Origin of the sequence: Enterococcus sp. FZMF (assembly GCF_030263915.1) — a bacterium.
In the GTDB taxonomy this organism is placed as follows: Bacteria; Bacillota; Bacilli; order Lactobacillales; family Enterococcaceae; genus Enterococcus_D; species Enterococcus_D casseliflavus.
Window position 1 is genome coordinate 553309 of sequence record NZ_CP127160.1, and the last position, 14031, is coordinate 567339.

14 protein-coding genes are annotated in these 14031 nt (G+C 37.5%); 9 read left to right on the forward strand and 5 right to left on the reverse strand.

What is annotated here, in order from left to right; genetic code table 11:
* Positions 1-153 precede the first annotated feature (153 nt).
* A complete protein-coding gene (locus QN079_RS02640) occupies positions 154-1002 on the forward strand; it encodes a MerR family transcriptional regulator (RefSeq protein WP_118215578.1) in 849 nt (282 codons plus the stop codon).
* Between the two features lie 295 nt (positions 1003-1297).
* On the opposite strand, the gene QN079_RS02645 is transcribed toward QN079_RS02640, so the two are convergent.
* Positions 1298-2041, reverse strand: coding sequence for an EAL domain-containing protein (locus QN079_RS02645; protein ID WP_118215576.1), 744 nt, complete (start codon positions 2039-2041; stop codon positions 1298-1300).
* Between the two features lie 134 nt (positions 2042-2175).
* On the opposite strand from QN079_RS02645, the gene QN079_RS02650 reads away from it, so the two are divergent.
* The 3 genes from QN079_RS02650 (at position 2176) to QN079_RS02660 (ending at position 4667) form a co-directional block, all read left to right on the forward strand.
* Positions 2176-3300: a GGDEF domain-containing protein gene (locus QN079_RS02650; protein WP_225582119.1), complete on the forward strand. Its 1125-nt coding sequence runs from the start codon at positions 2176-2178 to the stop codon at positions 3298-3300.
* A gap of 448 nt (positions 3301-3748) precedes the next feature.
* A complete protein-coding gene (locus QN079_RS02655; protein WP_118215575.1) occupies positions 3749-4066 on the forward strand; it encodes a hypothetical protein in 318 nt (105 codons plus the stop codon).
* Positions 4067-4124: 58 nt separating this feature from the next.
* Positions 4125-4667, forward strand: coding sequence for a DUF3267 domain-containing protein (locus QN079_RS02660; protein ID WP_118215574.1), 543 nt, complete (start codon positions 4125-4127; stop codon positions 4665-4667).
* Positions 4668-4860: 193 nt separating this feature from the next.
* Here QN079_RS02660 and QN079_RS02665 read toward each other — a convergent pair whose 3' ends face one another.
* Both QN079_RS02665 and QN079_RS02670 read right to left on the reverse strand, forming a co-directional pair.
* Entirely contained in the window at positions 4861-5280 is a 420-nt protein-coding gene (locus QN079_RS02665) for a DUF2000 domain-containing protein (RefSeq protein ID WP_118215573.1), read from the reverse strand.
* A gap of 6 nt (positions 5281-5286) precedes the next feature.
* Positions 5287-6105: a helix-turn-helix domain-containing protein gene (locus QN079_RS02670; protein ID WP_225582120.1), complete on the reverse strand. Its 819-nt coding sequence runs from the start codon at positions 6103-6105 to the stop codon at positions 5287-5289.
* Positions 6106-6472: 367 nt separating this feature from the next.
* On the opposite strand from QN079_RS02670, the gene QN079_RS02675 reads away from it, so the two are divergent.
* Positions 6473-6577 (forward strand): putative holin-like toxin, encoded by a 105-nt coding sequence (locus tag QN079_RS02675; RefSeq protein ID WP_017144486.1) that lies wholly within the window; start codon positions 6473-6475, stop codon positions 6575-6577.
* A gap of 518 nt (positions 6578-7095) precedes the next feature.
* Here the strand turns inward: QN079_RS02675 and QN079_RS02680 are convergent.
* The gene (locus QN079_RS02680; RefSeq protein WP_289230371.1) at positions 7096-8520 is read right to left on the reverse strand and encodes a glycoside hydrolase family 1 protein; all 1425 of its coding nucleotides are present in this window, start codon (positions 8518-8520) and stop codon (positions 7096-7098) included.
* Between the two features lie 168 nt (positions 8521-8688).
* Here QN079_RS02680 and QN079_RS02685 point away from each other — a divergent pair, with 168 nt between their 5' ends.
* The gene (locus tag QN079_RS02685; RefSeq protein WP_118215571.1) at positions 8689-9402 is read left to right on the forward strand and encodes a GntR family transcriptional regulator; all 714 of its coding nucleotides are present in this window, start codon (positions 8689-8691) and stop codon (positions 9400-9402) included.
* 145 nt (positions 9403-9547) lie between these two features.
* Complete coding sequence (locus QN079_RS02690) at positions 9548-10876, forward strand: PTS sugar transporter subunit IIC (RefSeq protein WP_005227522.1); 1329 nt, start codon at positions 9548-9550, stop codon at positions 10874-10876.
* Positions 10877-11066: 190 nt separating this feature from the next.
* Here the strand turns inward: QN079_RS02690 and QN079_RS02695 are convergent, their stop codons facing one another.
* Complete coding sequence (locus QN079_RS02695; RefSeq protein WP_005227526.1) at positions 11067-11819, reverse strand: MurR/RpiR family transcriptional regulator; 753 nt, start codon at positions 11817-11819, stop codon at positions 11067-11069.
* A 145-nt stretch (positions 11820-11964) separates the two neighbouring features.
* Here QN079_RS02695 and QN079_RS02700 point away from each other — a divergent pair, with 145 nt between their 5' ends.
* Both QN079_RS02700 and QN079_RS02705 read left to right on the forward strand, forming a co-directional pair.
* A complete protein-coding gene (locus QN079_RS02700; protein WP_118215570.1) occupies positions 11965-13290 on the forward strand; it encodes a 6-phospho-beta-glucosidase in 1326 nt (441 codons plus the stop codon).
* Between the two features lie 2 nt (positions 13291-13292).
* Positions 13293-14018, forward strand: coding sequence for a glucosamine-6-phosphate deaminase (locus QN079_RS02705; protein ID WP_010748796.1), 726 nt, complete (start codon positions 13293-13295; stop codon positions 14016-14018).
* The last annotated feature ends 13 nt before the right edge of the window (positions 14019-14031 follow it).

A 14031-nucleotide genomic window follows, 5' to 3' on the forward strand; every position in this document is an offset into this window, starting at 1 on the left:
GTAAAATGAGTGAACTTTAGGGAATAGAGGACTCAAAGGGCTTTTCAAACAATCCTGCAAAATCACAAATCAATCGTATAAGCCATTTCATTTAAGTAATCATTGACTCTACCCCTAGGGGTGGGGTTATTCTTGTTTTAGGAGGGAAATAGAATGAGAATAAGTGAAGTGGCAAAACGGGCAGAGCTGACAAAAAAAGCTGTTTTATATTATTGTGATCAAGGCTTACTTTTCCCAAAAATTCTAGAAAATGGCTACCGTTCCTTCTCTGAAGCAGATGTTATACGGTTGCAGACGATCGGCTTATATCGAAAACTAGGGTTGAGCGTTGCGGAAATCAAAGCATATTACGCGCATCCAGAGTATTTGAAACAAATCATTCAGGAAAGAAAACAAGCAGCCCGAAAATTAGAAGAAACCATCCAGCTTTTGGATGCGCTCGCTGATGGAAGACCAATAGAGGAACTGGCAGAAGAAATCGGATCCCTAGACAAGAAAAAGACGATCATGACAAAGCTATTCGAATTGTTTCCTAGTAACTACGGGCGTTTGATTGGATTTCACTTTTCTTGCTATTTAGACGAACCAATTGAAACAAAGGAGCAGCAACAAGCTTTTCAAGAAATCGTGGAATTTTTGGATACTACAGATCCGTTCGTTTTATCAGAAGAATTGACGCTTTTTTTGGAAGAACACACGCCTTCGTTTACGAAAGAACAAGTAGAGGAAATGCGCGTGTTTAAAGAACAAAGTCTTAGTAATTACAGTGACTTTGTCAAAAACAATAAAGAGACAATCCAAGCATACCTTGCGTTTAAAGCAAGTCCTGCATATCTCGATTCACCATTAAAAGAGATCGAAGAGCAGATGAAGCATTTTTACCAATCAAGCGGTTATTATGAAAAATTTATTCCTGCTATGAGGCGAGTAAGTCCTTCTTATGAAGCCTATTACCAAAAGCTGTTAGCAGCAGATGAGATGGAACAAAAACATCTAAAATGAAAAGAAAGCGAAACACCACTGGAACGTATCCTGTAGAGTGTTTCGCTTTCTTTGATTTCTGTGTGTGGGATGGATTGGATAAAGCAATGTTCCTATCGTTTCTTCCCCTGTTTGGATAAAATATCTGTTGGAATGATTGAATTGATTTCAGGAAAATCACCGTTTAAACGATGCCGAATCAGCAAAAATTCTGCAAATAAAATTATTTGTGTTATATTTGAAGGGCATCTGTTCATTTTTTTAATAATCGTTTATTTTTAATCACGTATAGTGAGAAAAATAAACGATGTGGTGGCTATTTTTTTCGCTTTAATTGATCAGCTGGGGCAGGTTTGTCCAAATAAAACCCTTGTTGAAGAAAAATCTTTTCTTCAAGTAGGTACTCATGGATATCCGAGGTTTCGACCCCTTCGACAATAAATTGGATTTTACGATTGCTGGCGATATTTCGCCAGAAGTCGATCAAAAAGAAAATCTCTTTTTGGGACAGGACTCGCAACGAGATAGGCGAAAACTTGATCACATCGATTTTATCCAGCATCGGTGCAATATTTGTCAGTGAATGAATGCCTGTCCCTACATCATCCAATGCGACAGAGAAGCGCATCTTTTTTATTTGGTTGATTTTGTTCATAAGAAAGGACTTGGGATCACAAGCGATAGAAGGTTCTGTATCGTCTTCTGTGATCTCAATCAAAATACGATCATGGTAGGGAGCTAAATCAGCTAACATCAAAAAGGTTTCTGGGTAACTGAGCTGTTGCGGGTGGATATTGAGACTGATTTTTGTTTCTTCGTTCGGATGAAGCAAGCTGAAAATTTCATTTCGATACCACTGCAGTAAACGAGTATGTAATCTTTTGTATTTGATCACTTGCTGGAAGAAGGAAAGGGGAAACCTATTTCTTTCGGTACTTCTCAATAATAATTCGTAGCCAATCACTTTCTGACTATCTGCTTTCATTTGAAAGATAGGCTGGGCATCAAAATATAATTGGGGAAATATCGATAAGAGTTCTTGTTCTATTTTCTCAGACATTGGTTTCTGCTCCTTTCTGGGGTCGCTTTATTTTTGGTTTCATGAAGTGCAGGAAAAAAGCTTATTTCGTGCGTTGCATCGTTAAAGAATCGAGCCTTTCAAAATCATGGGCGAACGATTTTAAAGAAAAATCTATGAAAGAAAGAAGGAGTAGTGTGTTTGTCCATCTGATTTATGCTGCGATCTATTCTGTTTTGGTCGTGAGCTTGCTCATTTCGTATGATTTGTTTATCAAGAACTTCAAAGAATTAAATTTACGCCTGTCGTTTAAAATTCTTATTGGTATTGTTTTGTTTATTTCGCAAGTCTACTTTATTATATCATTTTCTTTGAACAGTATCGGTTATGTTGCGTATGAATATACGATTCCAATCTTTATTTATTATTTTGGCATTCTCAAAGAAAAAATCTATCTGGTTGGGTTAGTACCCGTCATTTTGCTGACCTTTTTTGCATTGATCAATAAATTTGAATGGGAAGCCATGCTCTTTATTATCGGATTAAATTACATCATTTTAATCGTTACGGGCTTATTAAAGAAAAGATTTTATGGACAACCAAATCACACGGCATTTTACCTATTTTCGATTTTCGTTACGGTTGTCTCGCCGATGCTCAACGCCTTGCTTTTTTATCGACGCGAAATTAGCGTTTGGGATGTAGTGTCTTTAGGCATTGGATCTGTGGGGATCGTTTCTTTATGGAAGTATTATTTGCAGAATCAAAAAAATTTCCTGGAAAAAATCAACACAAAAATCATTGAACGCAATTATGATGAGTTGACCAAGGTGAAAAATTTCCGCAGTCTGAACGAGGATATTTCAAAGCTGGCGCTACCTGAGAAGGACCAGCTCGTCGTGGTGATGATGGATTTAGATCATTTTAAGCGCATCAATGATCACCATGGACATCAAATCGGCAATCAAGCCCTATCCTTCTTTTTGGAAAAGCTGATGACGTTTCTCTACCAGAAAAGTCCTTCTCATTTAGTCGAAGTTTATCGATATGGCGGCGAAGAATTTTTAGTCCTATTTAAAGAGAATACTTCTGATGCTGTGAAAAAAATTATTGAAGAATTCCATTTGTTTTTAAGCAATGAACAGTTGAAATTAGAAACCGCCCAATTGACCCTTTACTTTTCAGCAGGGATTTCAGAAGCAGCCTCTGCATTAGACATTTCAGAAACCTTCTACCAAGCAGATCAAGCATTGTACGAAGCCAAAAGGAAGGGCAGAAACCGCACGATTATTTTTTCTTGAGACGTTTGCTTTTCTAAAGAAGGTTTCGCAGTCTTTTCTCAAGTAGATCAGGTGTTGTAAAAAACCAAAAGGAAAGACAAGGTCGTATGATTTTTTTAGACGAATATTTTTCAGAAGAAGTTTTAATAAAGAGACAAGGTTCGCAGGCTTCTTTTTCCAGCGTCGTAGCTTTTTCAAAAGGAAGAGAGGAATCAATCTGGTAAGTATAACGGTTTACCGATTATTTTGAGAGGTTAAGCGAGGATAGAAAAACAAGTAGAGTGCTTTTTAAGAAGTGGGAAGAAACCACTTCTTTTTTGCACCAAGCATTGGGCAGCCGCGCTTGGCAGCATCGACTTGGTTTTCTGGCGTGTTTACAGTCTTTAAAAGCAATGGTATATTTATTTGATAAGTAAATAAAATTATTTTGTACCCGTGTGTAACGAAGATTGACTAAGGAGACTTCCCTATGAAACCAATTCGGCGAATACTGTACCAAAGTGTTTTGTACGTAGCTATTCCTTTGATCGTGAGTCTACTGATTGGTTACCTAGCCAAATGCTCACTCCTGATTCCTGCATCCATTATTTATGGCGTTCTTTTGGTGTTTATGATCCCTTCCGACAGCTTTTTATCAAGCAGCGTGGATTACCAAACGAAACGTATGAATCCAAGTTTTCGCCCTCCGCCATTACAGAGAAGGATTGAAGGTGCGCCAGAGATAATCAATTTCCTCTTCGTTTTAACGGCACTGGTTTTGTGTTTGCTGCTCTTGTTGGTTGGGTAAAGGGAATTCATAGAAATCATGTACTAAGAAGAATGACAAAAAGAAAAGGAGAACAGCGATGAAATTACTCAAACAAATCAATTTGATGGATGATAAAAAAACAATAAAGAGATTGAATCTCGCGGCGATCCCTAGTTTTATTTTTTTCTATGTGTTCTTTACACTCTTTGTCTTAGGTGGTCATGGGTCAAATGCTGAAACTTCGTTTATTTTCGATCTTTTGATCTTAATGGTTGCGTATTTTATTCTCATCATTATTCATGAATTGATCCATGGTGCCTTCTTTAAGCTTTTTGACCCTAAAGGGAAGGTAAAGTTTGGGTTCAAAAATGGCGTAGCATATGCCACGAGTCCCCATTCCTTTTATTCAAAAGGGAAATTTGCCATCATTTTATTGGCGCCATTCCTTGGCATTTCTGTGGGTCTCTTTCTATTTTATTTATTTGGCTGGTTGACGGCATCTCTTTTTACCTTGATTGCTGCCGCACATGCCGCTGCTTGTGTGGGAGACTTTTACTTTCTTTTTCTGATTGTTAAAGCACCAGCGAACAGTTGTGTAGAAGATACTGAAGTGGGGCTGAATATTTATCAAGGAGAGTAGTTTATTTTTCAATTGATCTTGTCAAAATCAAAGAGCAAGAAAATGTATGCTAGAAAATCTCTTACAAAAAAACAAACACCTCAAAAGTGTTTGTTTTTTTGTAGGACTGTTTATAAAAAACGTATATAGCAAGAAGACTGTTCGGCCGACAAAAAGACAACTTGTTTTAAACGACCGTTTTCTTATTAGCGCTTTACCGATACAACGGTAAGCTGCCAGCGACTTTATTGATACTCTTTTTCTTGCCTTTTAAACAAAGACCAAAATAAGCCAGTGTTTCTGTGGGAATCGTCTCAAGCGTCTGACGGTATTGCTCATAAGAATTGGTGGTCTGAGCAACGTCGGAAAAATCAATGATGGTTACTTCTGGATCCGCTTGTTGACTGATTGATTCACGTATGTTCTGCAACTGCTCCTTGTTCGTTTTTAAGATAGGAATGGGAAAGTTGACAATGCCAAGGTGTTTTCTGCCTGTCGAATCGTAAATATCTTCTCCGATTCCTTCGGGAAACAATTTGCCTAAGGTTGCGCCTAAAATTGCTGCAGTATTTGCAACTAAGCCAATCGGTAATTGTTCATCGATAATCATGACACATTTTTCTTGGTTATTCATACGTTCTCACTCCATCTTCTTGGTAAATTGTTTGGTAAGCTTTCGGGTGACCCCAATCAAGCTTTTAAAGATACGGGTAAAATGACTTTGGTCACTAAAACCTGTCAGAAAAGCGACTTCTGCAATTGCTTCTTGTGCTTCTAGTCTTTTCTTGGCAGCACTGATGCGCACCGTACTTAAATATTGAAACGGCGACAGCCCATACGCTTTGGTAAATTGCCGAATCAAGACGTACTGATTCATTCCAAGAACGTCACTTAATTCACTCAAGGACAATTTTTCGGCATAATGTTGATCGATATAGGCTTTTGCCGTTGCGGATTTATTTGACACCGGGTCCGTTTGTTCGTGGGTGAAATCCGCATACTGAACAAGCAGGTCGTGAAGCAGACAAGTAAAGCGTTCTTGCTTTTCAAACTCATCACCGCGATCCGACAGCAGCAGCTGATGAACTGCATGAAATTCCTCTTTTTCTTTCACTTGGCGAATGACCGGTTCAGGAAAGTGGGGCGTCAATTGAGTGTTAAAAATTTTTTGTACTTGTACCGCCATGTTCTCCGGGGTTAAGTGGATATTACGGTAAACCAGCTTCTCCTCCGTGAGTTGCTGGCAGCGGTGGGCAGCCTTTGGCGGAATCAAAATCAAGTCGCCTGCTTCAACGATATAGCAGGTATTTTGACAGGTGAATTGACGCGTCCCAGCTTCCATCAAGCCAATCACATAATATTCGTACCAATGGTTAGGAAACTCCTGCTGGATGCCGTTAAATAATAAAGCTTCTACACCAAGGGTGCTATCTTGAATGATTTTTCGTTCATTTCTCATCTGCATTCTCCTTTTTGTTACTATAACAAAAGTGGTTTTTGGTAAATAGAATGATATTGACTTTTGACTATTTTTCTTGATGGAAGGCACTTGATTGGGAATGAGAAAAAGGGCTAGAGAAGTCGGGAAAGAGCGGATCAGCCTTGAAGAAAGAACAGCGGGTTATTTTGACAATTCTATGGAATGAATCAAAAGAAATGGACCATGCGCCGTGAAAAAAATAATGATAAATCCTTGGCATTTGAAAGTTTTATTGATGGAAGTATGGTACCATTTGACTGCAGTAAAGTTTGTGACGGTGGCTATCTTTGAAAGGTGGTGGTGCTTATGAATGTAAGTACTAACTCTTCAGAAAGGAGAAGCCTTTTTGTCCACAGCGGAAGCAATCGGGCTAATGATCAGTTTTGGTACATTTACCGCCATGCTGATCTTTGGTATCCTAGCCGCAGTGAAAAATGACAAAAAAAAATAACCGTCAACTTTAACAGGGAAACGGTTATCTTTTAAGTTAAAAAACCTGTCGCCGTCTTAAATGGCGCTGCAGAGGGGTTGTGGCCACAACTCCTCTTTACATAGTTAGTATAGCAAGAAGAGAGTGATTTTTCAACTTTAACAAGGATATTTTCAAACAAAGTCGATAAGCGACATAGGCAAAACCTTATTCTCAATTGGAATAAGGTGTTCGATGTAGTCATTTTTGAAAAGTGTTCGAACATCTAAAAACGAATGCAATGTTTAAAGAAAAGGGAAGCATGATTATCGAAACTAGCGGCTAGTAAGTTCCAGATAAATTCTGGTAAATTTATTGCCGTGCTGCTCTTTCGTATCCTAGCCACAGTGAAAAATGACAAAAAAATAACCGTCGACTTTAGCAGGGAAACGGTTATTTTTTTACTAATAAAACCCTGTCGCCTTCTTAAAAGGTGCGAAAGAGGAGTTGTGGCAACAGGTTTCTTCTATACAGATCACTATCGATCATATTCGTGAATGCTAATCTACCAGTCGCTCGAGATCGTAGGAAAAACCGTTTTGCTTACTTAGTTCCTTGTAAAACAATCCGCTTTTCTTTATTGTACGTTTCTGTGTGGCTAAATCTAAAGAAACTAAGCCGTAGCGGTTTTTATATGCATTGATCCATGACCAACAATCAATGAATGTCCATAGATGGTATCCTTTTATATTACAGCCATCTTGAATTGCTTTCCATAAATAGGCGAGATGGTCTTGGATAAATTCAATACGATAGTCATCAATCACCTGTCCATTTTCATCCATGAACCGTTCTTCATGAGCAACACCCATACCGTTTTCTGAGATAAAGGATTCAATATTTCCGTAGTTATTTTTGATGTCCATACATAAATCATAAATTCCTTTTTCATAGATTTCCCATCCACGATATTCATTCATTCGACGGCCAGGCATAATATGCGGTTCAAAGAACCATTCTGGTAAGAATGGACTTTCTAGATTAACGGCAGAAGTTCTTGCTTTGACACGGCGTGGTTCATAGTAGTTTAGACCAAGTATCTGTGCGGTATTCTCTTCAATAATTTTTAGGTCTGTGTCATTGAAATCAACGGGTAATTGGTCATATTCCTCCAGCAACGAGATTAGTTTTTCTGGAAATACTCCTTTGACCATGGGATCTAAGAAACTACGAGTATAAAAAAGATCCGCAATTTCTGCTGCTTTTTTATCTGCTGAATTTTGGCTTCTTGGGAAAGTCGGACTCAAATTGAGAATTACTCCGATTTTGCTAGATAGCTGGTATTTTTTAAAAGTTTGAATGGCTTTTGCATGGGCTAATATGGTAAAGAACGCTGCTTGAGCACCACGCTTAAAATCAATGAGATTTGGATAGTGAAAATCTTCTAAATAAGAGCCCAAGATTGGCCCCAAAGGTTCGTTAAAGGTGAACCAATGATAAACTAAGTCGCCAAACGCTAGAAAACAGGTATCAGCAAAATTTACATAAGCATCAACAACTTCACGTGATTCGCATCCCCCTTTATCTTGTAATTTTGCGGGCATATCAAAATGATAGAGATTCGCAAAAACTTTGATATTATTATTTTTCATTTCGGTAAAAAGATCTCGATAATAGGCTATCGCTTTCTCGTTTGGTTTACCAACCCCATCATTTGGAAACATTCGTGCCCATGAGATAGACACACGAAATGAATTGTGCCCCGTTTGTTTCATCAATTGAATATCTTCGTGGTAACGATGGATATGGTCTGTCGTAATACTAGGTCCAATTCGTTTATAAAAACGATGAGGTTCTTCGTGAAACCACCGATCCCATACGGTCTCTGCTTTTCCTGTTTCTCCACGCCCTTCAGATTGTTCTGCTGACCAAGCGGAGCCCCACCAAAAGTCATCTGGAAATGTTAACTGAGTTTGTCTTGACATTATCGTTTCCTCCTGTTCGTTTTTAATAGTGTAACATTGCTTTTAGTATAAATAAATACTTTTTATTAAAAATATATATCTTTTCGTGATGGGTATGTTTTTAGCTGTAAAAAGACAATTTTTTATGTTAAAGTATAAGTAATAGAGATGAGTATGAGGGAGTAAGTTATGAAGAAACAGCCAAAATATATGGAGGTTTATACGGAGGTAAAGAAAAAAATTGCCAATGGAACCTATCAAATCGGCGAAAAATTACCTACAGGCGATGAACTTGCGCATGAGTATCAAACAAGTAAGCTCACTGTGAAGAAAGGTATTGATATGCTAGTATCAGAGGGAGTTTTACGAACACGTAGCGGATTCGGAACGGAAGTTCTACGCAGACCAATTGATAATTCGAAAGTGTTTGGACCAAATGAAGGTCTTTTTGATTTAGTAGGGGAAGAACATGTGATTTCTGAAATCCATACGTTCTCAATTGAGTTGCCATCGAATGAAGTGGCAGAAATTTTAGAAATAAATCAAAAAGAGTATGTCTATAATATTATTAGAAGTCGTTTTATTGATGAACAACCGTACTCTATTGAGCAAACGTTTATGCCACTTTCTGTTATACCAGGGTTAGAACCAAAGCATTTGAAACGTTCTGTATATGGCTACATTACAAATGAGCTTGGTCTAGAGATTAAATCTTCCCATATTTGGATCAAAGGTGATGTGGCAAATGACTTCGATGCGGAAATTCTTTCTGTAAAACCAGGCGAGTTTATGATAGAGGTAGACAAAGTGGTGTCATTGTCATCTGGTGTACCGTTTGAATATTCTCTTTCGAGACATTTATACAAAGATTTTATTTTTGAAGCAGTTTTTGTTGAGAAGTGAAGACCAACGAATTTCGTTGGTCTTTTTTTGACTTTTAAAAAAAGATATATAATTTTAAGTAAAGATATTTACTTTTTTAAAAAGCTGGTGTATGATCATCCCATAAGCAATCGCTTACAACTAAAAAAGGAGACTGATCGGGATTATGAGTAAAAAAGATGCTATTTTTGAAAAGTTCGGAATAATAGCCACAAGGCTAGGGAACCAGATTCATCTTCGAACACTAAGGGATGCTTTCGCCACTTTTATGCCTTTTATGATGTTGGCGGGATTTGTTACATTGATCAACTATGTTATTTTAGAGCCAACAGGATTTATGGGAAATATCATTGATCCAGCAACATTAACGACGATTCAAGAAATCGGGACTTCCATCAGTAATGGAACGCTAAGTATAACGACGCTATTAGTTGTTGCGGCAGTTTCTTATCATATGTGTGTTAGCAGAAATTATACAAATCATATTGCTGCTGTTCTAGTCGCTATATCAACGTTTATTGTTCTCACCCCTATGATGACGATGTTTACACCAGAAGGAAGTCAAGAAGCACTGGAGGTAGGTGGGGTTATTCCTGTCACTCATACTGGTGCGTCAGGAATGTTCGTTGGTATTTTTGTGGGCTTAGCTGCTACGGAACTCTTTATTAAGTTATCAAATAACAAAAAGTTACAAATTCAGTTGTCAGGAAATATCCCACCAGCTGTGTTGAAGTCATTTAACGTCCTTATTCCAATCATGATTACCGTGACTACCTTCGCAATTGGTTCATTTGCTGTCAATCAATTATTCAATATGGATGTTAATTCGTTGATTACTACTCTAATCACTGGACCTTTAAGTAGGGTAACGACAGGTTTACCAGGGTTCCTCTTAATTACATCAATTGCAAATCTATTTTTCGGGTTTGGAATTCATCAAGCAGTGATATCAGGTTCACTTCTCGATCCGTTCTTAATTCAAAATATGCAAGAGAATATGGCTGCTTATGCGAATAGGGAAGATATTCCACATATCATAAACATGGCATTTAAAGATACGTTTGCTGTTATGGGAGGATCAGGAAATACTATTGCTTTGCTAATTGCTATTTTTATCTTTAGTCGTCGTAAAGACTACAAAGACTTTGCAAAATTATCCGTAACTCCTGCACTATTTAATATCAGTGAACCGATCATTTTTGGTTTACCAATTGTTTTCAATATTAGTTTGATTATTCCATTTGTATTGGCGCCGATTTTTTCCCTAACAGTTGCATATTTTGCAACTGCTGTTGGTTTAATCAATCATGTAGTCGTGCAGATACCTTGGACCACTCCTCCCGTCATATCTGGATTTTTAGCAACTGGTGGCGATTGGCGAGCATCAGTCTTGCAAATTGCGATCATTGCTGTGAGTGTTTTTATCTACTTACCATTTTTACGTATCGATGAAAAAGTTACCTCAACAATAGGGAATGAAGAGGCAAATGATTGAGAAGAGGAAACTTCACAAGATTTTTTGAAGTCTTCTCAAACCAAAGGTAAGAGAAACAAATAAACTGAACAAATCTATATATCAAAAAGAGACCACATAGATACATGTGAGTCTCTTTTTTTTGTGGATATATCGATCGGTGAACTTGTGAATAGAGGGAAAGAATTACCTGAAGAATTTTTTTACAAATCTATTGAGTTTCCATTCTATTTCTCACGGTTTTCGCTAACTTTTCAATAATGTACATTGCCGGTATCTGTGTTGTAATATCAGCTTCATTAATTTTTTCTAGCGAAATATTATAGGTTATTGCAATATCAGCTAATTTAGAAAGTGTTGAATTAGAGCTGCTGGTAATTCCTATTACTGAGCTTTCTGATAGATTCAAATGATTTAAATATTGAATGATTTCTGTGGTCTCGCCCGAAACGGATAAAGCGACGATACACATTTTTTTTGCTAACTCAGTGGATAGGTAATTAATAGGGTAATTACTAGGATCTTCAATGCGAATCGCCATGTTAAATAGTGACGAGAAATAAAGAGAACCATATTCAGCAACAACATTTGAGGAGCCTACGCCAATAAAAATAATCAGCTCTTTTTCCATCAATAAGTGAACTGCCTCATCAAATTTATCTTCAAAGAATTTGTCTTGTGTCCGTGCTAAAAAATTCAAGAGTTCACTCTCAAAATCAAGTGTTTTTACCTCTTTTTCTTCTTTAAGAGATTCGAGATACGCACTGAGGTAAATTTTAAATTCAGAAAAACCGGTACAGCGAAATTTTTTACAAAAGCGTAGTACGCTGGCAGTACTCGTATGACTTTTCTCAGCTAATTCACGAATACTCATGGAAGCAACTGCATTTACGTCTGAAATTATTGCTTTATATACTTCAATATCCGTTTCATTTAAGTCTGGTTGATAGTCAAGAAACAACATAGTAATCCCCTCCTGTTACAAATTGTAACAGGATTGTAACCGGTGTCAATCGTTTGCTTTTGTAACCGTTTACTTAAAGGCGGTATTTATGGAGATAAAAATAATCTATACTGACCATGTAGTTAAGTTAAAGGAGTGTTTCAGGATGGATAAAGGAATAAAAATTGCAACAATTGGCGGTGGATCAAGTTATACACCAGAATTGATAGAAGGATTTATTAAACGATATGCTGAATTACCGATTTCAGAATTATGGCTTGTGGATATTGAACAGGGAAGAGAGAAATTAGAAATTGTTGGGGAACTTGCTAAACGTATGGTAAAAAAAGCGGAACTTCCAATGAAAATTTATATGACTCTTGATCGTGAAGCGGCATTAAAGGATGCGGACTTCGTTACGACCCAATTTCGTGTAGGTCTTTTGGAAGCGCGAGCGAAAGACGAGAGAATCCCTTTAACATATGACACGATTGGACAAGAAACGAATGGTCCAGGAGGGCTTTTTAAAGGATTACGCACGATTCCCGTTATCTTAGAAATAGTGAAAGACATGGAGCGTCTTTGCCCAGAAGCATGGCTGATCAACTTTACTAATCCAGCTGGCATGGTGACAGAAGCTGTCTTACGCCATAGCAATATGCGTAGAGTAGTAGGTTTGTGTAATGGACCAATTGGAATAGAACGTGGCATTGCAGAAACATTAAAAGTACCCAAAGAAGAATTATATGTTGAATTTACTGGACTAAATCATATGGTTTTTGCGAAAAAGATTTATCATAAAGGGATTGATGTGACCCAAAAAGTACTTACATTGATGACGCAAGATGCTGGTGATGCAGTTGGTCTGAAAAACATTGCTGATTTAGAATGGGAACCAGATTTTTTCCGAACACTTGGCATGATTCCCATCGGCTATTTAAGGTATTACTATCAAACAGCCACTATGTTGTCTGAGCAAAAACAATCAGCAGAAAAAAAAGGAACTCGTGCAGAAGTTGTGCAGAAAATCGAACATGAATTGTTTGAACTTTATAAAGATGAACATCTAGCAATCAAACCACCTCAATTATCAGAACGTGGGGGCGCTTATTATAGTGAAGCAGCATGTAATTTAATTAATTCCATCTATAATGACAAACGTGATATTCAAACGGTCAATACAAGAAATAATGGAGCCATCAGCGATATCGATTGTGATTCAGCGGTTGAAGTAAATTGTTTGATTACAAAACAAGGACCGATCCCTTTGACTACAGGTGAATTACCTATTCCTATCAAAGGGCTAGTTCAACAAATTAAGTCTTTTGAACGTATAGCGGCCCAAGCAGCTGTTACGGGAGACTATAACACTGCTTTATTAGCGATGACGATCAATCCCTTAGTTCCAAGTGATAGGACAGCAAAGCAACTACTTGATGAAATGCTTTTGGCACACAAAGAATATCTGCCGAATTTTTTTAAAGGAGAATGACAATGAATATAAAATACTATGTTGAGGCAAATTACCAGGAAGTCAGTAAGATCTGTGCAAAACTCATTTTAGATGTCTTGAAAGAAAAGCCAAATGGGTTATATTGCTTTGCAGGTGGTGATACACCCGTAGGAACGCTTAACATCATTGCAGAAGCAGCAATCAATAAAGAAATAGATTTATCCCAGGCAAAGTTTATTGAACTAGATGAATGGGTTGGAATCGATCCGAAAAATGAAGGCAGTTGTATATCCTATTTGAAAAGAAACTTATTCAATCGGGTTCCTATTGACCTAAAGCAACTTCACACATTTGATCCTTTAGCCGATGATTTAAATGAGGAATGCAAAAAAGCTGATAAATTTATCGAGGAGAATGGAGGAGTAACACTGAGTTTGCTTGGAGTTGGAGTAAATGGTCACTTAGGTTTTAATGAGCCTGGTTCGTCCTTCGAAGATAAAGCTCATATAGTGAACTTAGACGAATCAACCCAAAGTGTTGGGAAAAAATATTTTTCAGACGAGAAAGTTGATCGTACGAAAGGAATTACGTTAGGGATAGGACAATTATTACAATCTGGAACAATGATCGTACAAGCTAGTGGAGCAAAAAAGAAATCTGCGATACAACAATTTCTAAGCGGTACGATTACAAAAGAGTGTCCAGTTACTTCTCTATGGTTGCACAAAGATCCTGTGTTGGTGGTTGATAAGGAAGTCGTGAACTAAAAGGAGGAAAAAA

Excerpts from the sequence above, each read along its gene's own strand:
- QN079_RS02640 (WP_118215578.1), top strand. The coding sequence starts at position 154 with ATGAGAATAAGTGAAGTGGCAAAACGGGCAGAGCTGACAAAAAAAGCT.
- QN079_RS02645 (WP_118215576.1), bottom strand. The coding sequence starts at position 2,041 with ATGTCTGAGAAAATAGAACAAGAACTCTTATCGATATTTCCCCAATTA.
- QN079_RS02650 (WP_225582119.1), top strand. The coding sequence starts at position 2,176 with ATGAAAGAAAGAAGGAGTAGTGTGTTTGTCCATCTGATTTATGCTGCG.
- QN079_RS02655 (WP_118215575.1), top strand. The coding sequence starts at position 3,749 with ATGAAACCAATTCGGCGAATACTGTACCAAAGTGTTTTGTACGTAGCT.
- QN079_RS02660 (WP_118215574.1), top strand. The coding sequence starts at position 4,125 with ATGAAATTACTCAAACAAATCAATTTGATGGATGATAAAAAAACAATA.
- QN079_RS02665 (WP_118215573.1), bottom strand. The coding sequence starts at position 5,280 with ATGAATAACCAAGAAAAATGTGTCATGATTATCGATGAACAATTACCG.
- QN079_RS02670 (WP_225582120.1), bottom strand. The coding sequence starts at position 6,105 with ATGAGAAATGAACGAAAAATCATTCAAGATAGCACCCTTGGTGTAGAA.
- QN079_RS02680 (WP_289230371.1), bottom strand. The coding sequence starts at position 8,520 with ATGTCAAGACAAACTCAGTTAACATTTCCAGATGACTTTTGGTGGGGC.
- QN079_RS02685 (WP_118215571.1), top strand. The coding sequence starts at position 8,689 with ATGAAGAAACAGCCAAAATATATGGAGGTTTATACGGAGGTAAAGAAA.
- QN079_RS02690 (WP_005227522.1), top strand. The coding sequence starts at position 9,548 with ATGAGTAAAAAAGATGCTATTTTTGAAAAGTTCGGAATAATAGCCACA.
- QN079_RS02695 (WP_005227526.1), bottom strand. The coding sequence starts at position 11,819 with ATGTTGTTTCTTGACTATCAACCAGACTTAAATGAAACGGATATTGAA.
- QN079_RS02700 (WP_118215570.1), top strand. The coding sequence starts at position 11,965 with ATGGATAAAGGAATAAAAATTGCAACAATTGGCGGTGGATCAAGTTAT.
- QN079_RS02705 (WP_010748796.1), top strand. The coding sequence starts at position 13,293 with ATGAATATAAAATACTATGTTGAGGCAAATTACCAGGAAGTCAGTAAG.